This is a genomic window from Mesorhizobium sp. BHbdii, from assembly GCF_053848045.1.
The window spans coordinates 558748-582546 of sequence record NZ_JBSPKX010000003.1 but is presented as its reverse complement, the minus strand read 5'-3'; the positions used below and the strand labels follow the sequence as shown (position 1 = coordinate 582546).

At 62.0% G+C, this 23799-nt stretch carries 23 protein-coding genes; 17 read left to right on the top strand and 6 right to left on the bottom strand.

All coding sequences use genetic code 11. The annotated features are described in order from the left end of the window. Window positions 1-40 precede the first annotated feature (40 nt). Window positions 41-658: a pyridoxamine 5'-phosphate oxidase gene (gene pdxH / locus ACWTU8_RS19615; protein WP_029355567.1), complete on the bottom strand. Its 618-nt coding sequence runs from the start codon at window positions 656-658 to the stop codon at window positions 41-43. 40 nt (window positions 659-698) lie between these two features. On the opposite strand from pdxH, the gene ACWTU8_RS19610 reads away from it, so the two are divergent. From ACWTU8_RS19610 to ACWTU8_RS19595, 4 genes are all read left to right on the top strand, one after another. Next, a complete protein-coding gene (locus ACWTU8_RS19610; protein WP_455849455.1) occupies window positions 699-1172 on the top strand; it encodes an RT0821/Lpp0805 family surface protein in 474 nt (157 codons plus the stop codon). Window positions 1173-1271: 99 nt separating this feature from the next. Then, a complete protein-coding gene (locus tag ACWTU8_RS19605; RefSeq protein ID WP_455849454.1) occupies window positions 1272-2192 on the top strand; it encodes a DnaJ C-terminal domain-containing protein in 921 nt (306 codons plus the stop codon). Between the two features lie 186 nt (window positions 2193-2378). After that, window positions 2379-3197 (top strand): enoyl-ACP reductase FabI, encoded by an 819-nt coding sequence (gene fabI / locus ACWTU8_RS19600; protein ID WP_455849453.1) that lies wholly within the window; start codon window positions 2379-2381, stop codon window positions 3195-3197. Window positions 3198-3254: 57 nt separating this feature from the next. Further along, a complete protein-coding gene (locus ACWTU8_RS19595; RefSeq protein ID WP_455849452.1) occupies window positions 3255-3842 on the top strand; it encodes a histidine phosphatase family protein in 588 nt (195 codons plus the stop codon). 420 nt (window positions 3843-4262) lie between these two features. On the opposite strand, the gene ACWTU8_RS19590 is transcribed toward ACWTU8_RS19595, so the two are convergent. Beyond that, entirely contained in the window at window positions 4263-4520 is a 258-nt protein-coding gene (locus tag ACWTU8_RS19590; RefSeq protein ID WP_029355578.1) for a DUF1344 domain-containing protein, read from the bottom strand. Window positions 4521-4798: 278 nt separating this feature from the next. On the opposite strand from ACWTU8_RS19590, the gene aroC reads away from it, so the two are divergent. Together aroC and ribB are read left to right on the top strand one after the other, a co-directional pair. Continuing rightward, window positions 4799-5899, top strand: coding sequence for a chorismate synthase (aroC, locus tag ACWTU8_RS19585; protein ID WP_455849451.1), 1101 nt, complete (start codon window positions 4799-4801; stop codon window positions 5897-5899). Between the two features lie 113 nt (window positions 5900-6012). Then, window positions 6013-7113 (top strand): 3,4-dihydroxy-2-butanone-4-phosphate synthase, encoded by a 1101-nt coding sequence (gene ribB, locus ACWTU8_RS19580; protein WP_455849450.1) that lies wholly within the window; start codon window positions 6013-6015, stop codon window positions 7111-7113. Between the two features lie 56 nt (window positions 7114-7169). On the opposite strand, the gene ACWTU8_RS19575 is transcribed toward ribB, so the two are convergent. Next, window positions 7170-8393 carry an MFS transporter gene (locus tag ACWTU8_RS19575; RefSeq protein ID WP_095518287.1) on the bottom strand — a complete coding sequence of 408 codons (1224 nt, stop codon included), beginning with the start codon at window positions 8391-8393 and terminating at the stop codon, window positions 7170-7172. Window positions 8394-8511: 118 nt separating this feature from the next. Between ACWTU8_RS19575 and ACWTU8_RS19570 the strand changes: the two genes are divergently transcribed. The 7 genes from ACWTU8_RS19570 to ACWTU8_RS19540 all read left to right on the top strand — a co-directional run bounded on the left by ACWTU8_RS19570 (window position 8512) and on the right by ACWTU8_RS19540 (window position 16049). Next, window positions 8512-9156 carry a TetR/AcrR family transcriptional regulator gene (locus ACWTU8_RS19570; RefSeq protein ID WP_455849449.1) on the top strand — a complete coding sequence of 215 codons (645 nt, stop codon included), beginning with the start codon at window positions 8512-8514 and terminating at the stop codon, window positions 9154-9156. Window positions 9157-9304: 148 nt separating this feature from the next. After that, window positions 9305-10231, top strand: coding sequence for a histone deacetylase family protein (locus ACWTU8_RS19565; protein ID WP_029355589.1), 927 nt, complete (start codon window positions 9305-9307; stop codon window positions 10229-10231). Between the two features lie 3 nt (window positions 10232-10234). Then, on the top strand, window positions 10235-10486 hold the full coding sequence (locus ACWTU8_RS19560; protein ID WP_455849448.1) for an exodeoxyribonuclease VII small subunit: 252 nt from the start codon (window positions 10235-10237) through the stop codon (window positions 10484-10486). 111 nt (window positions 10487-10597) lie between these two features. After that, the gene (locus tag ACWTU8_RS19555; RefSeq protein ID WP_023716908.1) at window positions 10598-10864 is read left to right on the top strand and encodes a DUF2277 domain-containing protein; all 267 of its coding nucleotides are present in this window, start codon (window positions 10598-10600) and stop codon (window positions 10862-10864) included. 10 nt (window positions 10865-10874) lie between these two features. Then, on the top strand, window positions 10875-11795 hold the full coding sequence (locus ACWTU8_RS19550; RefSeq protein WP_455849447.1) for a pirin family protein: 921 nt from the start codon (window positions 10875-10877) through the stop codon (window positions 11793-11795). Window positions 11796-11927: 132 nt separating this feature from the next. Continuing rightward, window positions 11928-13841 (top strand): 1-deoxy-D-xylulose-5-phosphate synthase, encoded by a 1914-nt coding sequence (dxs, locus tag ACWTU8_RS19545; protein WP_455849446.1) that lies wholly within the window; start codon window positions 11928-11930, stop codon window positions 13839-13841. 609 nt (window positions 13842-14450) lie between these two features. After that, the gene (locus tag ACWTU8_RS19540; protein WP_455849445.1) at window positions 14451-16049 is read left to right on the top strand and encodes an ABC transporter substrate-binding protein; all 1599 of its coding nucleotides are present in this window, start codon (window positions 14451-14453) and stop codon (window positions 16047-16049) included. Between the two features lie 138 nt (window positions 16050-16187). Here the strand turns inward: ACWTU8_RS19540 and ACWTU8_RS19535 are convergent, their stop codons facing one another. Then, complete coding sequence (locus ACWTU8_RS19535; RefSeq protein ID WP_455849444.1) at window positions 16188-18377, bottom strand: adenylate/guanylate cyclase domain-containing protein; 2190 nt, start codon at window positions 18375-18377, stop codon at window positions 16188-16190. 280 nt (window positions 18378-18657) lie between these two features. Further along, window positions 18658-19059 (bottom strand): GFA family protein, encoded by a 402-nt coding sequence (locus ACWTU8_RS19530; protein WP_455849626.1) that lies wholly within the window; start codon window positions 19057-19059, stop codon window positions 18658-18660. Window positions 19060-19220: 161 nt separating this feature from the next. Between ACWTU8_RS19530 and ACWTU8_RS19525 the strand changes: the two genes are divergently transcribed. The 4 genes from ACWTU8_RS19525 to ACWTU8_RS19510 all read left to right on the top strand — a co-directional run bounded on the left by ACWTU8_RS19525 (window position 19221) and on the right by ACWTU8_RS19510 (window position 22210). Beyond that, the gene (locus tag ACWTU8_RS19525) at window positions 19221-20015 is read left to right on the top strand and encodes a TlyA family RNA methyltransferase (protein WP_455849443.1); all 795 of its coding nucleotides are present in this window, start codon (window positions 19221-19223) and stop codon (window positions 20013-20015) included. Then, window positions 20012-21253 carry a class I SAM-dependent RNA methyltransferase gene (locus tag ACWTU8_RS19520; protein WP_455849442.1) on the top strand — a complete coding sequence of 414 codons (1242 nt, stop codon included), beginning with the start codon at window positions 20012-20014 and terminating at the stop codon, window positions 21251-21253. Before ACWTU8_RS19525 ends, ACWTU8_RS19520 begins: the two co-directional genes overlap by 4 nt. A gap of 86 nt (window positions 21254-21339) precedes the next feature. Continuing rightward, entirely contained in the window at window positions 21340-21711 is a 372-nt protein-coding gene (locus tag ACWTU8_RS19515) for an antitoxin Xre/MbcA/ParS toxin-binding domain-containing protein (protein ID WP_029355607.1), read from the top strand. Continuing rightward, a complete protein-coding gene (locus tag ACWTU8_RS19510) occupies window positions 21704-22210 on the top strand; it encodes an RES family NAD+ phosphorylase (protein WP_455849441.1) in 507 nt (168 codons plus the stop codon). Before ACWTU8_RS19515 ends, ACWTU8_RS19510 begins: the two co-directional genes overlap by 8 nt. A gap of 152 nt (window positions 22211-22362) precedes the next feature. On the opposite strand, the gene tldD is transcribed toward ACWTU8_RS19510, so the two are convergent. Beyond that, on the bottom strand, window positions 22363-23775 hold the full coding sequence (tldD, locus tag ACWTU8_RS19505; RefSeq protein ID WP_287368807.1) for a metalloprotease TldD: 1413 nt from the start codon (window positions 23773-23775) through the stop codon (window positions 22363-22365). Window positions 23776-23799: the final 24 nt, after the last annotated feature.

Sequence of the window (23799 nt, the reverse complement as noted above, 5' to 3'; positions counted from 1 at the left end):
TCATCCCGATCGTTTCCCGAAGAAGTTGATGGCCTGAATGTTAGGGATAAAGCCTCGTCTTGTCCCAGCCGCCCTCCGCGTTGCGGGAAAAGACGAGGCGGTCGTGCAGCCGGAAAGGCCGATCGTGCCAGAACTCGATCGTCTGCGGCACGATACGGAAGCCCGACCAGTGTTTCGGCCGTGGGATCTCGCCGATCGCATGGCGCGCCGTGTATTCGGCAACGGCTTTTTCCAGTGCGAAGCGGCTCTCCAGCGGCCGCGATTGTTTCGAGGCCCAAGCGCCGATGCGGCTGCCGCGCGGACGCGTAGCGTAATAGGCGTCCGCTTCCGCCTCGGTAACGATTTCCACCGGCCCGCGTGCGCGCACCTGCCGCCGCAGCGATTTCCAGTGAAAGCACATTGCCGCCTTCATGCTGCCAAGAATCTCGCGGCCTTTGGCGCTCTCGAAATTCGTATAGAAGACAAATCCGCTTTCATCGAACCCCTTGAGCAACACCATCCGCACATTCGGCATGCCCTCGGCATCGACGGTCGCCAGCGCCACGCCGTTGGGATCGTTGATCTCACTTTTCGTCGCGTCGTCGAGCCATGCGGCAAACAGGCGGAATGGCTCGGCAGCCTCGGTAAAGTCACCGCTTGTTAACTCAGTTTCGCTCATAGTTTTCCCAAATTCTATTGCCGGCCGGGGAGATTGCCGATTGTCGCGCATCGCGCAACCTTTTGACAGCAGGCAATGGAGCCTTATTGCTTCGGCCAGCGCCCAGGCTGCGGTCAAGGTCGCGATCGTGCTGGTCGCCTTGCCGCTTGCGGCCTGCGGTGCCGGCGGCTTCAGTTTGGAGCAGGCGGAGGTCGACCGTACGATCCTGACCAGCAGCACGCCTGCTGCTGCCTCGCCGATCGATCAGGATCGCGCCTCGGACCAAGCGACGATCCGCAACGCGGTGTCTTCCGCCGATATCCACGAACTTGGCGGGCAGGCCGTTCCCTGGGCGAATTCCGATACCGGTTCGCGCGGCTCGATCACCGAACTGGCGGAGTCCAGAGACAACGGCCAGCTTTGCCGCCGCTTCACCGCGTCGCGCGAAAGCTTCGACGGCGTAGCCCTGTTCAAGGGCGAGGTGTGCCTGGCCGGCGCCGGCGCCTGGCGGATGCAGGACTTCAAAGCGCTCTGATTTTCCACCATCATATGACCGCGCGCCACTGGAATTTCTTCCTATGCGAGCGCATATAGATGGCAATCGTGGACTCACTTCTTCTCCAGGGCAGGAAGCATGCGCGACCCCTATGAGGTGCTGGGCGTTGCCAAGAACGCATCGGCCAAGGACATAAAATCGGCATACCGCAAACTCGCCAAGAAGTACCATCCGGACCAGAATCCGGATCCCAAGGCGAAGGAGCGGTTTGCCGCAGCCAACCAGGCTTACGAAATCGTCGGCGACGAGAAGAACCGTACGGCTTTCGATCGCGGCGAGATTGACGCCGAGGGCAAGCCGCGCTTTCAAGGTTTCGAGGGTGCCGCCGGCGGCGCCGATCCGTTCGCCGGTTTTCGCCGGCAGCAAGGGCCGGGCGGCTCACGTTTCGAGTTTCGCTCAAGCCGTCCGGGCGGCGATCCGTTCGACGGCAACAGCGACATCTTCAGCCAGATATTCGGCGAGACCTTCTCTCGCGGTGCCGGCATGGGCGCCGGCCGGCAGGCGCCGTCCGGCGCCGACCTTAACGTGACGCTCGACATCACCATCGAGGAAGCGGCGACTGCGGAGAAGGTAACGGCGATGTTCCCGGACGGGCGCAAGGTCGCCGTCAAGCTGCCAGCCTATGTCGAGGACGGCCAGACCATCCGGCTGAAAGGCCAGGGCGAGCAAGGGCCGGGGCAGCCGGGCGACGCGCTGGTCAAGATCCGCTTCCGGCGGCACCCGCGCTATCGTGTCGAAGGCCGGGACCTCCACGCCGACCTGCCGGTTGCACTGGCGGATGCCGTGCTGGGAGCCAAGGTGGCGGTCGAAACGCCGACCGGCAAGGTTGCGGTCAATGTTCCCGCCTGGTCGAGCTCGGACAAGGTCCTGCGGCTGAAGGGCAGGGGCTTGCCGGAAAAAGTTGGCGGACACGGTGATCTCTACGCGCATGTGCGGCTGATGCTTCCCGAAGGGGGCGACAGCGATCTCGAAGCGCTGATGCGCAACCGGAAACGCTAGCGCATGACCCCCTAAAATCGATGCGCAAGGTTAGGTGCTACAACGTCCTTTGTGCGTCCAAAGGGACGCGCGGCGCTGTGGGCGATGCTTTTGTCCCCTGAACTGTCCGTGTTGAGCGCTTGAAGGGGCTCTGTGCCTGTGCGATAGCCACTCCACAAAGCAGAAGATATTGCGGAGAGCGCTCACATGGCGGGTGGACAAGGCATGATGGCCGGCAAGCGCGGGCTTGTCCTTGGCGTCGCGAACAATCGGTCGATCGCCTATGGCATAGCCAAGGCTTGCGTCGACCACGGCGCCGAGATTGCGCTGACCTATCAGGGTGAGGCGTTCAAGAAGCGCGTCGAGCCGCTGGCGGCGGAACTCAACGCCCATGTCGCCGGCCATTGCGATGTGACCGATCCGGCAACGCTGGATGCAGTGTTCGACGACATCGCAAAGCATTGGGGCAAGCTCGATTTCCTCGTCCACGCCATCGCCTTTTCCGACAAGGACGAACTGACAGGCCGCTATGTCGAGACGACGCGCGACAATTTCCTGCGCACCATGGACATTTCGGTGTATTCTTTCACCACCATCGCCAAGCGCGCCGAGGCGCTGATGAGCGAGGGCGGCTCGCTGCTGACGCTGACCTATTATGGCGCGGAAAAGGTGATGCCGCACTACAACGTAATGGGCGTCGCCAAGGCGGCGCTCGAAGCCAGCGTGCGCTATCTGGCCGTCGACCTTGGCGCCAGGAAGATCCGCGTCAACGCCATCTCGGCCGGGCCGATCAAGACGCTTGCGGCCTCCGGCATCGGCGATTTCCGCTACATCCTGAAGTGGAACGAATACAATTCGCCGCTGAAGCAGACGGTCACTCAGGAGGAAGTCGGCGATTCAGCCGTCTATTTCCTGTCCAACCTTTCACGCGGCGTCACCGGCGAGATCCACCATGTCGATTCCGGTTACCATGTCGTAGGCATGAAGGCCGTCGACGCACCCGACATTTCGACCGTCAAGGACTAGTTCCTTCCACGAACACCAATCCTGCCTGTCTGCTCCCGATCTCTTCCGGAAGACCTGATGTATCCGCTCGTCTACATCGCACGCCACGGCCAGACGAAGTGGAACGCCGAGTCGCGGTTGCAGGGGCAGGCCGACACCGATCTCAATGCGCTCGGCCGCGAGCAGGCTAGCCGCAACGGGCGCCGGCTGGCCGAATTTGTCCATAACCCCCAGGATTTCGACTTTGTCGCCAGCCCGATGCGGCGCACGCGCGAGACCATGGAGCGCCTGCGCGCGGCGATGAAGCTCGATCCGCATGCCTATCGTACCGATCCTCGCCTTGTCGAAATGAGTTTCGGCGACTGGCAGGGTTTCACCTTTCCCGAACTCGAGGCCCGGCATTTGGGCTCAGCCAGGGAGAGGCGCTTCGATAAATGGAATTTCCTGCCGCCCGGCGAGGGCGCCGAAAGCTATCAAATGCTGCTCGAACGGATAAAGCCGTGGTTCGATGCGCTGGACCGCCAGACGGTCTGCGTGACCCATGGCGGCGTCGTGCGCGCCCTGTTCCGCATGGTGCTGGGAATGCCCGAGAAAGAAGCCGCAACCCTGAATGTGCCGCAGGATCGCTTGCTCAGGCTAGAGGGACGACTCCTGGAGTGGCTCTAAGGGTCGAAACCCAATCACTCTGAACGACCGTGTTCAGCCCCTCTCGCCGTCGCTTCACACCGGCCGGCAAAGCCGTCCGACATGCTGACATTGAGGACACCTGCCGATCCTGAGGCCGTGGCGACGATCATCGCGGCCCCCGATCCGGTCGAGGGCTGCGAACAAGCTCTGGCTCGATGGAGCTCCGGCATGAGTCAGACCGAGATCTAGCCGGAACTCTTCACCGGCCATTTCGACGATGGAGCCGCCCATTGCCGAGCAGGCGTGGTGCGCTGTCCGACAGAGTGTGTCGTGAACGAAGGCCTGAAGTCGGCTGAATGAGTTTTGACCAAGACCGTGACCCCGAACCGGGGGTTCGGACAAGATGGTAGGTCACACGACCTTCATCCCGGCTTTCGGGACAGGTCAGCCGGAAAGACACTATTCGGTTGAATCCGGCAATTGCATGTCGGTGATGACGTTCTCGCCGTTTGTCTCGTCGTAGGCGATCACGATATCCATGCCGGGTTTCAGCGCTTCGAGATCGGTTTCGGCGTTCAGCTTGTAGGATTTGCCGTCGTCGAGTGTCAGCGTCAGCGTGTCCTTATCGATCTCTTTGATCAGGCCTTCGGTTTGGCCGGCGAAGGCGGCGGTGGAAATCAGCAACATGGCGGCAACGGCGCCGAGTAGGATACGCATCATCGTCCTCTTATCATTGCGCCGGCACGGTGGCGGCGGGTGTTCAACAGACGGATCGAAGGAAGCAGAAACCAACCGAATGTGTCAAAACTAAATCCGCCAGATCACAGTTTGACCGCTGCCGAAAACGCCAATAGAACGCAGGCTACAGCGCCGCGCGTCCCGTTGGACGCGCGCAGGACGCTGTAGCACTTTGATTATGCGCATGACCCCGAAAATCGCTCCGATTTTCGCGGTCATACGCTAAGCCGGCTCCGATGCCGGCAGGGCTGGTTTTCATGTCTCACAATACGTTTGGCCACCTTTTCCGCGTCACCACCTGGGGCGAAAGCCATGGCGCAGCGCTCGGCTGCGTGGTCGACGGCTGTCCGCCCGGCATCCGCTTCACGCGCGCGGAGGTCCAGGCCGACCTCGACAAGCGCCGTCCGGGTCAATCGCGTTTTGTGACGCAGCGTCGCGAACCCGACGAGGTCAAGATCTTGTCCGGCTTCATCCTGGATGAGGACGGTGAGACCATGATCACCACCGGAACGCCGGTGTCGATGCTGATCGAGAATATCGACCAGCGCTCCAAGGACTATGGCGAGATCGCCCGCCAGTACCGGCCTGGTCATGCCGATTACACCTACCATGCCAAATACGGCCTGCGAGATCATCGCGGTGGCGGCCGGTCTTCGGCCCGTGAGACGGCGGCGCGAGTGGCGGCCGGAGCCTTGGCCCGCAAGGTCGTGCCCGGCATGGTCGTGCGCGGTGCGCTGGTCTCGATGGGAGAGAAATCGATCGACCGCGCCAACTGGAACTGGAATTTCGTTGGCGACGCCGAAAATCCGTTCTTCACGCCCGACCCGGCATCGGTCGCCACCTTCACCGCGTATCTTGACGGCATCCGCAAGGCGGGTTCCTCGGTCGGCGCGGTAATCGAGATCATCGCCGATGGCGTTCCGGCAGGCCTCGGCGCGCCGATCTACGCCAAGCTCGACCAGGACATTGCCTCGGGCCTGATGTCGATCAATGCCGTCAAGGGTGTCGAGATCGGCAACGGCTTCGAGGCCGCCCGCATTACCGGCGAAGAGAATGCCGACGAGATTCGCGTGGGCAATGACGGCAAGCCGGTCTTCCTCTCCAATAATGCGGGTGGCATCCTCGGCGGCATCTCGACCGGCCAGGCGATCGTCGCGCGCTTTGCCGTCAAGCCGACCTCGTCGATCCTGACCCCGCGAAAGTCAATCGACAAGGACGGCAACGACGTCGAGATCATGACCAAGGGCCGGCACGATCCGTGTGTCGGTATCCGCGCGGTACCGATCGGCGAGGCGATGGTTGCCTGCGCGATTGCCGATCACTATCTGCGTCATCGAGGACAAACGGGAAGGCAGTAGGGGAGTAAGGCAGTAGGCGAGTATGTTATGTAGCTCCCGCGACAGAAATTTTCCTTTTCCCTACTCCCTTACTGCCCTATTCCCCTACTCCCCTGCGAGTGAAACGAGCACTTATGCCTTACGACCAGAAGAAGATCGTAGAAGCCCTGCGTGCGTTCGAACGCGGCGAAATCGTCGTCGTCATGGACGATGACGGGCGCGAGAACGAGGGTGACCTGATCGTCGCCGCCGTCCATTGCACGCCGGAGAAGATGGCGTTCATCGTCCGCAACACCTCCGGCATCGTCTGCACGCCGATGCCACGCGAGGAAGCCAAGCGCCTGAATCTTTCGCCGATGGTCGCCGACAATGACTCGGCCCACACCACCGCCTTCACCGTCAGCGTCGATTTCAAGCACGGCACGACGACGGGCATTTCGGCCGACGACCGCACATTGACCGTGCGCAATCTTGCCAATGGCAATGTCGGCGCGTCTGATTTCGTCCGCCCCGGCCACATCTTTCCGCTGATTGCGCGCGAAGGCGGCGTGCTGATGCGTTCGGGCCATACCGAAGCCGCGGTCGATTTGTGCAAGCTTGCCGGCCTGCCGCCGGTCGGCGTGATTTCCGAGCTGGTCAATGATGACGGCACCGTGATGCGTGGCCCCCAGGTGCAGGCCTTCGCCGAAAAGAACGGTTTGAAGCAGATTTCGGTCGCCGACCTCATTGCCTACCGCCAGCGCAAGGAAACGCTGGTCGAGCGTGTTGCCTGTTCTGCCATCGACACGCCTGGCGGCAAGGCGCAGGTCTTTACCTACACGCTGCCGTGGGATTCTATGCACCATGTGGCGATCGTCTTCGGCGACATCCGCGACGGCGAGGAAGTGCCGGTGCGGCTGCATTCCGAGGACGTTGTGACGGACGTCTTCGGTACCAGCCACAGGCTGGACGGCATCATGAAATCGATGGGCGAGCGCCGGCGCGGCGTCATTGTCTATCTGCGCGAAGGCTCCGTCGGCGTCGCACATCAGGAGCGCAACCGGCCACCTGCCGGCGACCGCGAGGACCATGAAGAGGCGCGCCGGCGCGAAAGCGAATGGCGCGAGATCGGTCTTGGCGCGCAAATCCTCAAAGACCTAGGCATTTCGTCGATCAACCTGATCGCCTCGCGGGAACGCCACTATGTCGGCCTCGAAGGTTTTGGCATCCACATCGCCAACACCGAGATTCTTTAACCTGGCCTAGCGGCGCTCGCATGGGTCCGGCCGCTCAGGACCGGACGCATAGGAGCCTATTCGGCAGGAACCGCGGCTGCGTCGCATGCGGAGGTGTCGCAATCCGCCGTGGCAAGGCTGCGCATGCCGAGCAGCACGATGACGAGTGCGATTGCGCCCGCCGCCACCGACACCAGGAACCCGCTCTGTGCGCCGAAGGCGTCCACCACCCATCCGGCGGCGAAGGAGCCGAGCGCCATGCCGATGCCTATGCCGGTCATGACCCAGGTAACGCCCTCGGTCAGCATCGCCTCCGGCACGCGCCGCTCGATCAGGCCGAATGCCGTGATGAAGGTCGGCGAGATCGCCACACCGCTAACGAAGACGGCCAGCGCCAGAAGAGGCACCGTGTCGGCGACGAGCAGCGGCAGCGTGGTAAGCGCGATGATGGCGATCGCGATGGCAAGCTGAATTTGCAGCGGTGTTTTCAGGTTCAGGGCGCCGATGATGATGCCGACGACGAACGATCCGAGGGCGTAGACGCCGATGACGAGGCTGGCGGCGCCCGGCTGGCCGAGCTCTTTGGTGATTGCCACGGTGCTCACCTCCGTGGTTGCGAAGGTCGCGCCAATGAAGATCAGGGCCAAGGTGATGATTTGGACCGGCCGCAGGCGGATTGCCGAGCCGCGCGAGCCCTGGTCGACCGGTCGCACTCGCGGCTCGGTCGAGCGCTGCAGGATGAATGCTGTCGAGCCGAAGGCGAGGAACAACGTGCTCGCCAACATTCCCGCTTCCGGGAAAAGGGCCACGCTCAGGCCCACCGATAGCGATGCCCCGGCGATGTAGACCAGCTCGTCGGCCGCCGACTCGAAGGCGAACGCGGTGTTCATCTCGGGGCGATCCCGGAAGAGCTCTGTCCAGCGCGCGCGCACCATTGCGGGGATGCTGGGCATTGCGGCGGCCAGCAGCGCTGACACGAACAGTGTCCATATCGGCCAGTCCTGATTGGCCGCCGCAACCAGCACCACGAAAGCGAGCACGGAAATCACAGTGGTGGGCACCACAATCCGCGCCTGGCCGAGGCGGTCCACCAGCCGCGATATCTGCGGCGCGACGAAAGCATTGGCCAGCGCATATGTCGCTGAGACGGCGCCGGCCAGCCAGTACTCGCCGTGCGTCTGCGACAGCATCGCGACGATCCCGATCGGAGCCATGGCCATCGGCATCCGGGCAACGAAGCCGGCTGCGGCGAAGCCCTTGGCTCCCCTTGCCTTGAAGATTTCGCGATAGGGATTGGGCATGAGAACACTCCTGGATTCTTGAGGTCGAGCCACTTATATACGTGGCGTATGCAATCAGATAATGACATACGACGCGTATGTCAATTAATATACGAGACGTATGTGAAGGAATGAGCGAATGGGGCACAAACCACGCAAGGAGATGATCGCCGAGACCCGCGCCAAATTGGTCGCGGCCGCGCGCCATGCCTTTGGCACTGTCGGCTATGCCGAAGCGTCGATGGACGACTTCACCGCATCGGCCGGGCTGACGCGTGGCGCGCTTTATCATCACTTCGGCGACAAGAAGGGCCTTCTCCAAGCGGTCATCGCCGAGATCGACGCGGAAATGTTGGCCCGGCTGAAGATCGTTTCGGCCAGGGCGGACACTCTCTGGCAGGGCTTTGTCGACGAATGCACCGCGTATATCGAGATGGCGCTGGAGCCGGAGATCCAGCGTATTGTCCTTCGCGATGGACCGGCGGTGCTCGGCGATCCTTCGCAATGGCCGAGCCAGAATGAGTGCATCCGCTCGATGAGCGAGAACCTTCAAAAGCTAAGGGACGAGGGAACCATCGTTGCTGTTAATCCCGAAGCCGCAGCAAGGTTGATCAGCGGCGCCTCGCTACATGCCGCGCAGTGGATCGCAAATTCGGAGGATCCCGAAGCGACGTCGAAAAAGGCGGTGCAGGCATTCAACGTGCTTTTGGAGGGGCTGCTCAAGCAAGGCCGCAGGATTGGCCGTCCGCAAGCACCGGCTGAGATTGACAAATCGCTGGCCTGAGTCTGTTTCAAGACCTTCGAAGCCAAGGCGCGCGGCAATGGCTCGCGCTGGACCCAACCAGCACCCCAACATCTAAACCCTGTTGAACGTCTTGCTTTGGTGGTGCCAGAACATGGTCAAAGCCGCCGGACGCGCCTATATCGGGGGCATGGTCACAAGGCTTTATACCCACCCGGTCTTTCTCGAACACATAACGCCGCCCGGTCATCCGGAGCGGCCCGACCGCCTGCGCGCCATCGAACGCGCGCTCGACGACGAGGCCTTTGCGGCCCTTGATCGTGCCGAGGCGCCGGAAGGCGACGAGGCCACAATCCTCTACGCACATCCGCAGGAATTCGTCGAGCGGGTCCGCGCTACGATACCGGACACCGGTATCGCTCGCGTCGATGCCGACACCACCGCCAGCCCGAAAAGCTGGCAGGCGGCTGTGACGGCGATCGGTGCCGCCAACGCGGCCGTCGACGATGTTTTTCGGGGCAACGCCACCAATGTCTTCGTCGCCGCCCGGCCGCCCGGCCATCATGCCGAAAAGACGACGTCCATGGGCTTCTGCCTGTTCAACACCGCGGCGATCGCGGCGCGCCACGCGCAAAGGCAGCACCAGGCCGAGCGCGTCGCTATCGTCGACTGGGACGTCCACCACGGCAATGGCACACAGGATATTTTCTGGGACGATCCGTCGGTGCTCTACTGCTCGACGCACCAGATGCCGCTTTACCCAGGGACCGGGGCCGTGAGCGAAACCGGCGCCGGCAACATTGTCAACGCGCCGCTGGCGCCGCAAACCGGCAGCGAGGTTTTCCGCGACGCTTTCCTGTCGCGCATCTTGCCGGCGCTCGACAGTTTCGCGCCCGACCTCATCATAATTTCCGCCGGCTTCGATGCGCACCACCGCGATCCGCTGGCCGAGATCAACCTGACCGAGGGCGATTTCGACTGGGCAACCGGCCAGTTGATGCAGCGCGCCGGTCGCCACAGCGACAACCGGCTCGTCAGCCTGCTCGAGGGCGGCTACGATCTGCAGGGATTGGCATTTTCGGTCGCCGCCCATGTCGGACGACTGATGAAAGGATAGACGATGGCTGGTGAGACCAACGAAGACGTTAAGGCAATGAGCTTCGAGCAGGCGCTCGACGCGCTGGAGAAAATCGTCGATGATCTGGAGCGCGGTGACGTGCCGCTCGACCAGTCGATCCGCATCTATGAGCGCGGCGAGGCACTGAAGGTCCATTGCGATCGGCTGCTCAAGGCGGCCGAGGACAAGGTCGAAAAGATCAGGGTTTCGCGCGACGGTAAGCCGGTGGGGACAGAGCCGCTGGACGCGGAGTAAAGCACAATCTCGAACGACAATTTCGCCTCGCGGCTTTTGGATATGATCATGATTGAGGATAAAATTCATCCCGTTTGAAAACGGCTCCAGGACGAGAGGAGATCGCGAACGATGTGCAGAAACATCAAGACCCTGTTCAATTTCGATCCGCCGGCAACCAATGACGAGGTCCGCGATGCCGCGCTCCAGTTTGTCCGCAAGCTGAGCGGAACGACGCGGCCGTCGAAACAGAACCAGCATGCGTTCGACCACGCCGTCGAGGCCATAGCCGCGTCGGCGCGCGAATTGCTAGACAGCCTCGAGACGACACAGCATCCGCGCAATCGCGAAGAGGTGGCGGCCAAGGCGAAAGCCAAGTCTGCACTCCGCTTCGCCTGAGGAAGACCGCATGAGCTTCTTCCCCGCAAACGACCCTCTGCCCGGTGACGCCTTCGCCAGCGACCAGATCGAACTGATGGTCATTCCGAACGCCAAGGATATTGGCGGCTTTCAGGTTCACCGTGCCTTGCCAACCGCCAGGCGCCGGCTGGTAGGTCCCTTCATCTTCTTCGATCGCATGGGCCCGGCGATTTTGCGGGCCGGCCAGGCGCTCGATGTCCGTCCGCATCCGCATATCGGCCTGTCGACGGTCACTTACCTGTTCGACGGCAAGATCAGGCATCGCGATTCGCTCGGCACCGAAATGGTAATCCAGCCCGGTGACGTGAATTTGATGACCGCCGGCCGCGGTATCGTCCATTCCGAGCGTACGCCACAGGAGCTGCGCGGCGCACCGATGTCGGTGTCCGGCCTGCAGACATGGCTGGCGCTGCCCGACGACAAGGAGGAGGTCGATCCGATCTTCGAGAATACGGCGGCCATGCGTCTGCCCGAGATCGACGCCGAAGGCGTCAGCGGGCGCGTCGTCATCGGTGCGTTTTCCGGGCTGCGGTCTCCGGTCGCGACTGCTTCGGACACGCTCTATGCTGACCTCAGCCTGGCGCCCGGGGCCAGCGTGAAAATCCCTGCCGATGCCGAGGAGCGCGCCATCTATACGTTGGAAGGCGAGGTTTCGATCTCCGGCGACCGCTTTCCGGCAGAGCGGCTGCTGGTGTTCCGGCCCGGCGACGAGATCGTCGTGTCCTCGGAAGGTGGAGCGCATTTCATGCTGTTCGGCGGCGCCTCGCTCGGCTCCAAGCGCTACATCTGGTGGAATTTCGTGTCATCGTCGAAGGAACGCATCGAACAGGCGAAAGAAGAGTGGAAGACAGGCCGCTTCGATATCGTTCCTGGAGATGAAGAAGAGTTCATTCCGCTGCCGGACAATTAGACCGCCGCGCGTCCTTTTGGACGCGTAAAGGAAACCCTAACACTTTGAATCTACGCCGCGTCACTCGCACGCATTTACATTCGCCGGCCAGCGGCCTATTTCGCACGTGGATAAAAGCAGGCCCTAGCACCAGTGAACGCAAAGCTCCACACGCCACTTCTCGACAAGGTCCGCATCCCGGCCGACCTCAGGACGCTTGACGCAGGTGATCTGCCGCAGTTGGCGTCGGAGCTTCGCACCGAGTTGATCGACGCCGTGTCCCACACCGGCGGACATCTCGGTGCTGGCCTTGGCGTGGTCGAACTGACGGTGGCATTGCACTATGTCTTCAACACGCCAGACGACCGGCTGATCTGGGACGTCGGCCACCAGGCCTATCCGCACAAGATCCTGACCGGCCGCCGCGACCGTATCCGCACGCTGCGGCAAGAGGGCGGCCTGTCCGGTTTCACCCAGCGCGCCGAGAGCGAATACGATCCGTTCGGCGCCGCCCACTCCTCGACCTCTATTTCCGCCGGCCTCGGCATGGCAATGGCACGCGATCTCTCCGGTGGCCGCAACAATGTCATTGCCGTTATCGGCGACGGCGCCATGTCGGCCGGCATGGCCTATGAGGCGATGAACAATGCTGGCGCGCTCGATGCCCGTCTGATCGTCATCCTCAACGACAACGACATGTCGATCGCTCCGCCGACCGGCGCAATGAGCGCCTATCTGGCCCGCCTTGCGTCGGGCAAGGCCTATCTGGGCTTGCGTGATTTCGGCAAGAAGCTGACGTCCTATCTCGGCGAACGCGCAGATCGCGCCATCAAGCGGGCGGTCGAGCATGCGCGCGGCTACGTCACCGGCGGCACGCTGTTCGAGGAAATGGGTTTCTATCACATCGGCCCGATCGACGGTCATAATCTCGAGCACCTGATCCCGGTGCTGAAGAACGTCCGCGACAATGCCGACGGCCCGGTGCTGATCCATGTCGTAACCCAGAAGGGCAAGGGCTATGGACCGGCCGAGGCCGCCGCCGACAAATATCACGGCGTCAACAAATTCGACGTCATCACCGGCGCGCAGGCCAAGGCGCCGGCCAACGCGCCGAGCTACACGAAGGTCTTTGCCGAAAGCCTGATCCAGGAAGGCCGCGAAGATGATCGCATCGTCGCCATCACCGCCGCCATGCCGAACGGCACCGGCCTCGACCTCTTCGGCGAGGCGTTCCCGTCGAGAACCTTCGATGTGGGTATCGCCGAGCAACATGCGGTGACTTTTGCCGCCGGCCTTGCCACGGAAGGCTTCAAACCTTTCGCTGCGATCTATTCGACCTTCCTGCAGCGCGCCTACGACCAGGTCGTTCATGACGTCGCGATCCAAAAACTGCCGGTGCGCTTTCCGATCGATCGCGCCGGCTTCGTCGGTGCCGATGGGGCGACCCATTGCGGCGCCTTCGATACGACTTTTTTGGCGACGCTGCCCGGTTTCGTCGTCATGGCCGCGGCGGACGAGGCGGAACTGCGCCATATGGTGCGCACGGCGGCAAGCTACGATGAAGGCCCCATTGCCTTCCGCTACCCGCGCGGCAACGGTGTCGGCGTCGACCTGCCGGAGCGTGGCTCGGTTCTCGAAATCGGCAAGGGCCGTATCGTCAGGGAGGGCAGCAAGGTTGCGCTGCTTTCCTTCGGCACGCGGTTGCAGGATTGCCTGGCTGCGGCCGAGGAGCTCGGCGCGGCAGGGCTTTCCACCACGGTCGCCGATGCTCGTTTCGCCAAGCCGCTCGACGAGGACCTGATCAGGCGGCTGGCGCGCTCGCACGAGGTGCTGGTGACGGTAGAAGAGGGCGCGATCGGAGGCTTCGCCAGCCATGTGCTGCAATTCCTGGCCCATGAAGGGCTGCTGGAAAACGGCCTGAAGGTACGCCCGCTTGTGTTGCCGGACGCATTCACAGATCACGCCAAGCCCGAAAAGATGTACGCCGACGCCGGGCTGGACGCCGCAGGCATCGTGCGCACCGTCTTCGTGGCGCTAGGACGCACCGCCAGCGCGCAAAGCGCCTGAATCAAAGTCTCAACGGCTTGGATCAGCTTCCCGACGCGCGGTCGTAACTGACTACTTGTGTTGTTATTTGGCATTCGCCTACGGTGTCTCTGGTCTCGCGGCCAATCTTCTCAGAAGCAGAGTGAAATCCTGACGCTTGCTACCGTGTGTGAAGGGCAGAAATGGGTGGTTTCGTGCCGTTCGATTGTCGACTGGAAATGAGCAACCAGCGCCAGAAACGGACATTAGCGAAAGCGATTCCAGGGCAGCTTTGGAAGAGCGGACATTCGATATCCTCATATCAATTCATCAGCTTCGGCTCCGGGAATACCCACGTGCGATCTGAAATTTGCGTGCGCGGGTGATAGAAGCGGACCCAGTAACTCCAGCCTGGTGTAATCGAAATACAGTTGGCAATCTTTCCGTCACAGCCAACGAACTGGATATCGACCGATCCATCCGCCCCGGGCGAGGCCCAAGTCCGCGCGGGAGCAAGCGAGAGGACACGAGTCCGACCGTGCGCTGCCGGAGGTCCTCGTTAGCTCGGGAATGCCTGTTGTGCTAACGTCCTAAAGTCTCTCGGGCCGCCGAGGGTCTCGCATGATCTTCCGTTCGAGGGAGAGAGCATCTGTGACGGAATTTGAAACGAAACTGCAGTCGGCCGCCAAGCTTGCCGCGAAAGGCAGGGTTTCGCGCCGTGAGTTTGTTCAGCTGGCGCTCGCCGCCGGCCTTACCGCCACGGCCGCCAATGCGATGTTCGTGCAGGCGGTGCGCGCCGAACCCAAGAAGGGCGGCACCTTGAAGATCGGCATCGGCGAAGCCGCCGCCACCGATTCACTGGACCCGGGTAGTACCAATGCCAACCCGTTCACCGGCACCGCGCTATTTGGAACCTTGTCGAACAGCCTGACCGAGATCGATTCCAAGGGCAACGTGGTCCCCGACCTCGCCGAGAGCTTTGAGCCGTCAGACGGCGCCAAGAAGTGGGTGTTCAAACTGAGGAAAGGCGCCACCTTTCACAATGGCAAGACGGTCACCGCCGACGATGTCGTGGCCTCGGTCAGGCATCACAACGTCGAGGGCTCGAAATCGGTGGTGAAATCGCTCTTGGGTTCGGTCAAGAACGTCGTCACCGATGGCGCCGAGACGGTCGTCTTTGAGCTCGACGGCGGCAATGCCGACTTCCCCTACATCATGTCGGACATCCCGGTAATGCCGGCGAAAGAGGGCGGCGTCGACTGGGAGTCGGGCATCCGCACCGGCCCCTATATGCTCGAGAAATTCGAGCCCGGCGTCATCGCCACCTTTAACAAGAACCCGAACTACTTCAAATCCGACAAGGGCTGGTTCGACCGTGTCGAATGCCTGGCGATCAATGATGTAACGGCGCGCACCAATGCGCTCTACACCGGCGAGGTCCACTACATGGATCGCTGCGATCTGAAGACGCTCGACATTCTGAAGCAGAACCCCGATCTCGTGATCTCGGAGACGACGGGCTACGGCCACTACGTCTATGTCATGAACGCCCAGAAAGCGCCCTTCGACAATCCCGATGTGCGCAATGCGATCAAGTACTCGCTCAATCGCGACGAGATCGTGCAGAAGGTGTTCCTTGGCCACGGGGCAGTCGGCAACGACAATCCGATCTCACCGACCGTCAAGTTCGCGACCGATCCGCAGCCGAAGCACGTCTACGACCCCGACATGGTCAAGAGCCTCCTCAAGAAGGCGGGGGCCGAGAACACCCAGTTCGACCTGTCGGTCGCGGATGCCGCCTTCACGGGTGCGACCGACTCCGCTCTCCTCTGGCAGGAGCATGCCCAGGCGGCCGGGCTCAACCTGAATGTGATCAGGGAGCCCAATGACGGCTACTGGGACAATGTCTGGCTCAAGAAGCCGTTCCTCGCCTCTTACTGGGCCGGCCGGCCGACGTGCGACTGGATGTTCACCGTCGCCTATGCGGCGGAAGCGGTGTGGAACGAAACGTTCTGGAAAAATCCGCGCTTTAATGAGCTGCTCGTCGCCGCCCGCTCGGAGACCGACGATACCAAGCGTGCCGGCATGTATGCTGAAATGCAGCAATTGCTGCATGACGACGGCGGGCTGGTGAACCTGGTCTTCAACTCCTATGTCGATGCTCACACCAAGGCTCTCGCCCATGGCGAGGTGGCCTCGAACTGGCCGATGGACGGGCAGAAGATCGCCGAACGCTGGTGGTTCGCCTAGGCCGTGTACTCATAATTGGGATGGCGGACCGGACGCGTTTGATGTCTCCTTGTCCCCCAACAGCGGCTCCGGAGCGGACATCGCAGCAGGTCCGAGTTGGGGCCACAAGCGGAAATCCCTGGCGCGCGTCCAGGTCCATCAATTGCCTCTGATTTTGAACAGCGCGTCCTTTGCGTAAGCGCCAACCAGAGCCTCATTTTGGAGTGCCACGAGCGCAGGAATCGCAGTTCGTGCCGAAGGCCCGATCTTTCCCAGTGCCGCGATGGCTTCCCGGCGGAGATATTCAACCTGGAGCGCTTCAACCAGAGCCGGAACGGCTTGTGCTGCCGCTGCGCCAAACCAGCCTAGTCGCTTTGCTGCATATTGCTGGGAAAAGGGATTTCCGGTCTCAAGCTCTGCTTCCAGGCTCATCACGGTGACGTCCAGCGGCAGCGCAGCGACACGGACACCGTCATTCAGGCGCTCCCGGACACTTGCGTGTTCATAATCCCATTTGAACGAGAGGTGTAAAGTGTCGGGAAGGTTTTCGAGCCCTTTCTGGTCTAAACCCGGTCGGAACCTCAGTAGCATCTGTCTCGCTTCTTCCCGGCGACCGAGTTGCGCCAGGACGGAACTGAAAGGTAGAAAGAGCGCAGTTGCGTCTGGGTTTCGCCTGACGCCTTCTCCGAACACCTCAGCCGCTTGTTTCAGATCGCCCATTGCAAAAAGCGCCAATCCACGCGCGAGAACGTAGTGGCTTGGATAGTTCGGGTTGAGCCGCATGGCGGTCGCGACGAAATTCAGCGCCTCTGCAGGTTCGCCTGAGATCGTCAGCGCCCAAGCCGTTGCGATGTGTGCCTCGGGGTCGTTGGGGTCCAATGCAATCGCTCGACCGGCATTCCTGCGTGCGTCTTCGGCCAGACCTTGAAAAACGTCCCGCAATGCCTCGACTGTATAGGACAGTGACGTTGGATATTTCTTGGCCAGCTCTACGTAATCGTGAGCTCCCCACCAGAAATATGGTTCGTCCCTACCGAGTTCTTTACCCCAAAGTGAGTCAACGACGCGGAAATAGGCCAGCGCCAGGGCGGCATAAGCTCGCCCATATTCGGGATCAATTTCGGTTGCTTTTTTCAAGGAAGTGATGGCGGCAGCTGTGTCCTTTGCGTTGTAACGGAGATAAAGGCTCCAGCCCTCTTCGAAAGCTTCCTTGGCTGCAATGTTGTCCGGCTTGGCGCGGGCAATTTCCGTTTTTTCGGTGGTGGTGAGATTGACCTTCAACGCTTCGACGATCTTTGCGACAAAAACGTCCTGGACCGCAAAAATATCGGCGACGTTTCCATCGAACCTGTCCGCCCACACATGCCCGCCGGAGAGGGTATCGATGAGCTGGGCGTTGACTCGCACCTGCTCGCCGGCGCGCCGTACGCTCCCCTCGAGAACGTAGCGCACGCCAAGTTCCTCGGCGACCTGGCTGATTTTCACCGGCTTGCCGCGATAAGCGAATGTCGAGTTTCGCGCGATTACGAAGAGGCCGGAAACCTTGGAAAGGTCGGTAATCAGGTCATCGGTCATGCCATCAGTAAAGGTCTCTTGCCCCGCCTCGTTGGACATATTGGTGAACGGCAACACAGCGATGGATGGCTTCTCAGGCAGCGGGAGCACCATTCTTGCCTTCGAGGCCACTTCGACCGGCGGACCTGAACCGTCGCCGAGCACGTTCCAAATCGCTACACCTCCGGCGATCAGGATCAGCGCCGTCGCCGCGACTGTCAGCCGGCGCCATTCGATATGACGTTTGCGTTTTGCTGGAACTGCCCCGGACGCGGCGCGTGTCCGCGGGCTCACCCGATACAGGCGAACAGGTTTTTCGATGTTCTTGAGTTGTTGTTCACCCAAAAACTCGAACTCAAAATCCAGCTTTCTCTCGACCTGATCGAATGCCGTTCCAGAAATCAGGACGCCCCCGGGTTCGGCCAATCCTTCCAGTCTCCCCGCGACATTCACGCCGTCGCCATAGATGTCCTGCCCTTCGACAATCACATCGCCAAGGTTTACGCCAATGCGGAATTCGAGCTGTCTTTCCTTCGGCAGTTCGGCGTTGCACTCCGCCATGGTCCGCTGGATTTCCACGGCGCAACCGACCGCGTCGACCACGCTGGAGAATTCTATCAGGGCGCCGTCGCCCATGAGCTTCACGATGCGCCCCTTATGAGCGGCGATCTTCGGATCGATCAAGTTCTCGCGGGTACTCTTCAGGCGCGCGAGGGTATCCGCCTCATCGGCTTCCATAAGGCGGCTGTAGCCAACGATATCGGCGGCAAGTATCGCCGCAAGCCTGCGCTCCATGGAGGTTTCCGGCGCTGGGCAACTGTTTCCATGATAATAGAGTATCGCTTCGGAGCCTAGACCTGCTCTGGTCTGCTTTGGGTCAGGAACGCTGGTTGGGGCGAGCGTCGGCCATGGGGCAGGAACGCTGGTTGGGGTGAGCGTCGGCCATGGGGCAGCGAAATGGGCTGATGAAGGTCAGCTCAGGGTCATGGGCGTAAATGCGGCCGGTCGCGAACGAACCACCGCCAAGGGTCATCTTCTGCCCTTCCGCACCGGTACTGAGTGTCAGATTTTTCCACTAGAACCACATATCGCGCACGCAGCGACCATCGCGCGGCAGGTCCTCGAAAGTATGGAGACCATCGAAATGGTCGATTGGGAGGTTAGCGACGGCGTCAGGCGGCGCAAGCCTCACATTGACGGCGATCCGAGTGGGACCGTCGGCACTGGATCGCAAACCACGCCAGGCCAGAACGCAGGCGCATGTCGGACAGAACAGAATCTCGAGCGACGGGGTATCTTTTCCGGCGCGCGTATAAGACCTTGTCGATCCCGCAACGCGAATGCGTTCGTCCACATAATCGTAAGCCCACAGTGCGCCATAGCGGCGGCACAGCGTGCAATTGCAGGCTGTGATCGAGCCGGGATCGCCCTCCAACGTCCAGTGGGCCGCGCCACAATGGCAGGTTCCGGTCAGCATCCGTCCTCCTTCACGTTTTGGCAGCAAAACGGCATATCCCAACATTGTGCCGGACCTGGTGCGATATTCAACAAGTTGTGGCGCGGCCTGCTTTCCCCCAAGATGTTCGTTGTTCTTGCCAATATCCTTGCCTTCGTGACGGGCTTTCGCCATGAAGGCCGATGAACTCCCCTTTGCCAGCCAGCCGACGCCAGCGGCTCGACGAACTTCTCGTCGCGCGCGGCCTGTTTCCCAGCCGCTCTCGCGCCCGCGACGCGATCGAGCGCGGTACGGTGACGGCCGATGGCGTCATCGCCCGCAAGCCCGGCCAGACCGTCCTGGCTGATTGCCTCATAGCCGTCGATGATCCGGCGCTGGGTTACGTGTCGCGTGCTGCGCTGAAGCTGATCGCCGGGCTCGATCATTTCGGTCTCGATCCCGCCGGCAGCGAAGCGCTGGACGTCGGCGCCTCGACCGGAGGCTTCACTCAGGTCTTGCTTGAACGCGGCGCGGCACATGTCACGGCTATCGATGTCGGGCATGGCCAGATACATCCGGATATCGCTGGCGATCCGCGTGTGACGGTGATCGAGGGATTGAACGCCCGTGATCTTTCCGCCGCCGATCTTGCCGACCGCATTCCGGATTTTATCGTCTCTGATGTCAGCTTCATCTCGTTGAAACTGGCGCTGCCGCCGGCGCTCGCCATTGCCAGCAGCGGCGCCAGAGCAGTATTTCTGGTCAAGCCGCAATTCGAGGCGGGCCGCGAGGCGATCGGCAAGGGCGGCTTGCTGAAGGACCCATACGATGCGGCGCGGGTTGCCGGCCTTCTGCAGGACTGGCTCGACGGCGTCCCCGGTTGGCGCTCGCTGGGATTGCATCTGTCGCCGATCGAAGGCAGCGACGGCAACCGCGAGTTCCTGCTCGCCGGGATCAAGGATGCCGGAGTCGAGAACAGGGGGATCGGAAGCCGATGAACGCGCGCTTCACGATCACACGACTGGGATCCCAGGGCGACGGCATCGCCGAGACGCAAACCGGCGAGCTTTTCATTCCGTTCACGTTGCCCGGTGAAACCGTCACCGCCGCGCGCGAAAAAGATCGCGCCACGCTTATGTCCGTGCTGGAGGCTTCGCCGCTTCGTATCGATCCCGCCTGCCGGCATTTCACCGAATGCGGCGGCTGCGCCATCCAGCATCTTGAGGCCGAAGCTTATCATCGGTGGAAGCGCGACAAGGTTGCGCATGCGCTGAACAGCAAGGGCATCACCTGCGACATTGACGCGCTGGTGCCGTGCGCGCCGCAGACGCGTCGGCGCGTCGTGTTCACCGCCCGACGGAGCGAGGCCGGCATGCGGCTCGGCTTTGTTCGCGCGCTGTCGTCCGAAATCATTTCCATCGAGGAATGCCCGATCTCGCTGCCGGAGATCGTCGCAAAGCTCGACCGTCTGAAAGCACTCGCCGAACTGGTTTGCGCAACGACGAAATCGTTCCGCATGACGGTCACGGTGACCGGTTCCGGCCTCGATGTCGCGGTTCACGATTCCGGCAAGCTCGGCGAAAACCAGCGCCGCGTCGCCTCCAACTTCGTCATCGCTCGGGGGCTGGCAAGGCTTTCGATCGACGGCGAAGTCATCATCGAGCCCAAAAAGCCTGTTGTCATGTTCGGCGGCGTGGCTGTCGCGGTGCCGCCGGGTGCTTTCCTGCAGGCCACCGAGGCGGCCGAGCAGGCGATGGCGGACATCGTCGGCCGGCATTTGGTGCGCGCCAAAAAGGTCGCCGATCTCTTCGCCGGCTGCGGCAGCTTTGCGCTACGTCTCGCCGCAAAGTCGGAAGTCCATGCGGTGGAGGGCGATGCGGCAGCGCTTTCGGCGCTAGACCGCGCGTTCCGTTTCGCCAGCGGTCTGAAGCGGGTCACCAGCGAACGCCGCGATCTGTTCCGGCGGCCGCTTACATTCAAGGAGTTGAATACGTTCGACGGCGTTGTGTTCGATCCGCCTCGCGCCGGCGCCGAAGACCAGTCGAAGCAGATTGCCCGGTCCGACGTGCCGCTTGTCGCCGCGATTTCCTGCAATCCGGTGACGTTGGCACGCGACCTGCGCATCCTCATCGATGGCGGCTACGCCCTGAAAAGCGTGACGCCGATCGATCAGTTCCTGTGGTCGCCGCATGTCGAAGCCGTTGCGCTTTTGGAGAAGCCGAAACGACGGCGGTAACAGGTTTGCATTTGTTTGAGCTTGAATTGTGCGTAAAATGAGCATATTTTTATCACACGCTGTTCAAAACGTGCTAGGATGATGCTATGAATGCCGCAGCTCTCGAAATTCGAGCATCGCGCTTTGGCGAGGAACGGACGCCATTTCTTTCGGCAAGACGGGTGGCTGAATTGCTGGGCGTCAATCTGACCGAACTGGCGGGCCTGATCGGCGTCGCGCGCAACACGCTTGCCGCCAAGACCGGCGCGCGCAAGGTGGACGCCGCATTGAGTCCGATTGTCCGTATCCTGGCGATGGCAGGCGAGATGGCCGGCGATGAACAGCGTGCGGCGATCTGGTTCAAGCATCAGCCGATCCCCGGCTGGGCTGGAAAGACCGCCTACGATCTCGTTCGAGAGGGCAAGACGGACAAGGTGCTTGCCTATCTGGAGGCAGTCCGCTCCGGCATCTATGCCTGACAGCAGGCTGAGCCTATGGCGTGCCTTCGTGCCGCGTTGGGCGCATCTCCCGCTTTCCGGCGAAGGAGCGGCCCGCTTTGGCGGGCGCTGGAATCCGATGGGCACCCCGACCATCTATGCTGCGCGGGAATTATCCACCGCTTGGGCGGAGTACAACCAGGGCTTTGTCCAGCATCCGGCGGTGATTGCGCAGCTCGAACTTTCAGGCGCGCGGCTGGCCGACCTGACGGACGCTGATGTGCTGACCAAGCTCGGCGTGACGGCAGACATTCACCGATGCGAATGGCGCGACATCATGGATCAAGGCCTGGTGCCTGAGACGCACACGCTGAGAGATCGCCTGATTGCCGATGGGCAGCACGGCGTGATCTACCCGTCCTTCATGTCGCCGGGGGGCACATGCGTCGCCCTCTGGCGATGGAACGAGAACAACGCACCGCGTCTGAAGGTCATCGATCCCGACCATCGTTTGCCGAAAACCCCGGCTTCGTGGCTGTAGGGCAGTTCGAAACTGGCCGGCAGACGGCTATGCTTCTTGCACGCCGCTCTGGCGGTTCCCGCCACCCTTACAGTCACTTGCCAAGGATCGCGGGCGGCAGCGGCTGAGAGGGACCGGTTTTCGCGACCACAATAGCTGGCGCGGCCGGTCTATCAAACCCGTGTGCCACCGACCGTCATCTGGTTCATCCTGAGATGCGGCTGGCCGACGCCGACCGGCACGCCCTGGCCGGCCTTGCCGCACATGCCGATGCCGGTGTCGAGCTTCATGTCGTTGCCGATCATCGAAACCCGATGCATGGCATCCGGCCCGTTGCCGATCAGCATGGCGCCCTTGATCGGCTGCGTTACCTTACCATTCTCGATCATGTAGGCCTCGGTGCAGCCGAACACGAACTTGCCCGAAGTGATGTCGACCTGGCCGCCGCCGAAGGAGACGGCATAGATGCCGTTCTTGACCGACGCGATGATTTCGTCCGGCTGCATATCGCCTGAGGTCATGTAGGTGTTGGTCATGCGCGGCATCGGCTGGTGCGCATAGCCTTCGCGCCGTCCGTTGCCGGTGGCCTCCATGCCCATCAGCCGGGCGTTCTGGCGGTCCTGCATATAGCCGACAAGCTTGCCGTCGTCGATCAGCACGTTGCGGGCCGACGGCGTGCCTTCGTCATCGACGGTCAGCGACCCACGCCGTTCGGCCATGGTGCCGTCGTCGACGACGGTGACACCCTTCGCGGCCACCTGCTGGCCCATCAGTCCGGCGAAGGCCGATGTCTTCTTGCGGTTGAAGTCGCCTTCCAGCCCGTGGCCGACGGCTTCGTGCAGCATGACGCCCGGCCAGCCGCTCGACAGCACGATGTCAAAGGTGCCGGCGGGCGCCGGGACCGCTTCGAGGTTGACCAGCGCCTGCCGCAGCGCCTCCTTGGCCGCGTGCTTCCAGCTCTCCTCGACCAGGAATTCGCCAAACGCCTTGCGTCCGCCCATGCCGTAGGAGCCGCTCTCCTGGCGGTCGCCGTTGCCGACCACCACCGACACGTTGATCCTGACCAGCGGGCGGATGTCGCGCACCATCTGGCCGTCGGCACGCACGATCTCGACATGCTGCCAGGAGGCGGCGAGCGAAGCCGTCACCTGTCGCACGCGCGGATCCTCGGCTCGTAGCCACGCATCGATTTCCTGAAGCAGCTTGGCCTTGGCCTCGAAGGAGGGCGAGGGGATCGGATTCTCGTCGCCATAGAGGTGGCGGTTGGTGCGGGCGGGTGCCGCGGCAAGCGTGCCGGAATAACCTCCCTTCACCGTCGAGACGGCGTCGGCCGCGCGCAGCAGCGACGCTTCGGAAAGATCGCTGGAATGCGCGTAGCCGCTCGCTTCCCCGGCGACGGCACGCAGACCAAAACCCTGGTCGGTATTGAAATTGGCGGTCTTCAGCCGGCCATTGTCGAACATCAGCGCTTCGCTTTCGCTGTATTCGAGGAACAACTCGCCATCGTCGGCGCCGTTGATGGTCTCGGCGACGATCTGCTTGATGCGATCGTCGGAAATATCGAATTGGCCGATCAGGCTGTTCATGGCAGGTCCGTCCGTGGAAAGAGA

What these genes read in the sequence shown, in the direction of transcription:
- fabI (WP_455849453.1), top strand. Translation starts at nt 2,379, where the DNA reads ATGGCGGGTGGACAAGGCATGATGGCCGGCAAGCGCGGGCTTGTCCTT.
- ACWTU8_RS19555 (WP_023716908.1), top strand. Translation starts at nt 10,598, where the DNA reads ATGTGCAGAAACATCAAGACCCTGTTCAATTTCGATCCGCCGGCAACC.
- ribB (WP_455849450.1), top strand. Translation starts at nt 6,013, where the DNA reads ATGCCTTACGACCAGAAGAAGATCGTAGAAGCCCTGCGTGCGTTCGAA.
- ACWTU8_RS19510 (WP_455849441.1), top strand. Translation starts at nt 21,704, where the DNA reads ATGCCTGACAGCAGGCTGAGCCTATGGCGTGCCTTCGTGCCGCGTTGG.
- ACWTU8_RS19515 (WP_029355607.1), top strand. Translation starts at nt 21,340, where the DNA reads ATGAATGCCGCAGCTCTCGAAATTCGAGCATCGCGCTTTGGCGAGGAA.
- ACWTU8_RS19520 (WP_455849442.1), top strand. Translation starts at nt 20,012, where the DNA reads ATGAACGCGCGCTTCACGATCACACGACTGGGATCCCAGGGCGACGGC.
- aroC (WP_455849451.1), top strand. Translation starts at nt 4,799, where the DNA reads ATGTCTCACAATACGTTTGGCCACCTTTTCCGCGTCACCACCTGGGGC.
- ACWTU8_RS19570 (WP_455849449.1), top strand. Translation starts at nt 8,512, where the DNA reads ATGGGGCACAAACCACGCAAGGAGATGATCGCCGAGACCCGCGCCAAA.
- ACWTU8_RS19535 (WP_455849444.1), bottom strand. Translation starts at nt 18,377, where the DNA reads ATGGAGCGCAGGCTTGCGGCGATACTTGCCGCCGATATCGTTGGCTAC.
- pdxH (WP_029355567.1), bottom strand. Translation starts at nt 658, where the DNA reads ATGAGCGAAACTGAGTTAACAAGCGGTGACTTTACCGAGGCTGCCGAG.
- ACWTU8_RS19590 (WP_029355578.1), bottom strand. Translation starts at nt 4,520, where the DNA reads ATGCGTATCCTACTCGGCGCCGTTGCCGCCATGTTGCTGATTTCCACC.
- ACWTU8_RS19565 (WP_029355589.1), top strand. Translation starts at nt 9,305, where the DNA reads ATGGTCACAAGGCTTTATACCCACCCGGTCTTTCTCGAACACATAACG.
- ACWTU8_RS19560 (WP_455849448.1), top strand. Translation starts at nt 10,235, where the DNA reads ATGGCTGGTGAGACCAACGAAGACGTTAAGGCAATGAGCTTCGAGCAG.
- ACWTU8_RS19525 (WP_455849443.1), top strand. Translation starts at nt 19,221, where the DNA reads ATGAACTCCCCTTTGCCAGCCAGCCGACGCCAGCGGCTCGACGAACTT.
- ACWTU8_RS19605 (WP_455849454.1), top strand. Translation starts at nt 1,272, where the DNA reads ATGCGCGACCCCTATGAGGTGCTGGGCGTTGCCAAGAACGCATCGGCC.
- ACWTU8_RS19530 (WP_455849626.1), bottom strand. Translation starts at nt 19,059, where the DNA reads ATGCTGACCGGAACCTGCCATTGTGGCGCGGCCCACTGGACGTTGGAG.
- ACWTU8_RS19550 (WP_455849447.1), top strand. Translation starts at nt 10,875, where the DNA reads ATGAGCTTCTTCCCCGCAAACGACCCTCTGCCCGGTGACGCCTTCGCC.
- tldD (WP_287368807.1), bottom strand. Translation starts at nt 23,775, where the DNA reads ATGAACAGCCTGATCGGCCAATTCGATATTTCCGACGATCGCATCAAG.
- ACWTU8_RS19575 (WP_095518287.1), bottom strand. Translation starts at nt 8,393, where the DNA reads ATGCCCAATCCCTATCGCGAAATCTTCAAGGCAAGGGGAGCCAAGGGC.
- ACWTU8_RS19595 (WP_455849452.1), top strand. Translation starts at nt 3,255, where the DNA reads ATGTATCCGCTCGTCTACATCGCACGCCACGGCCAGACGAAGTGGAAC.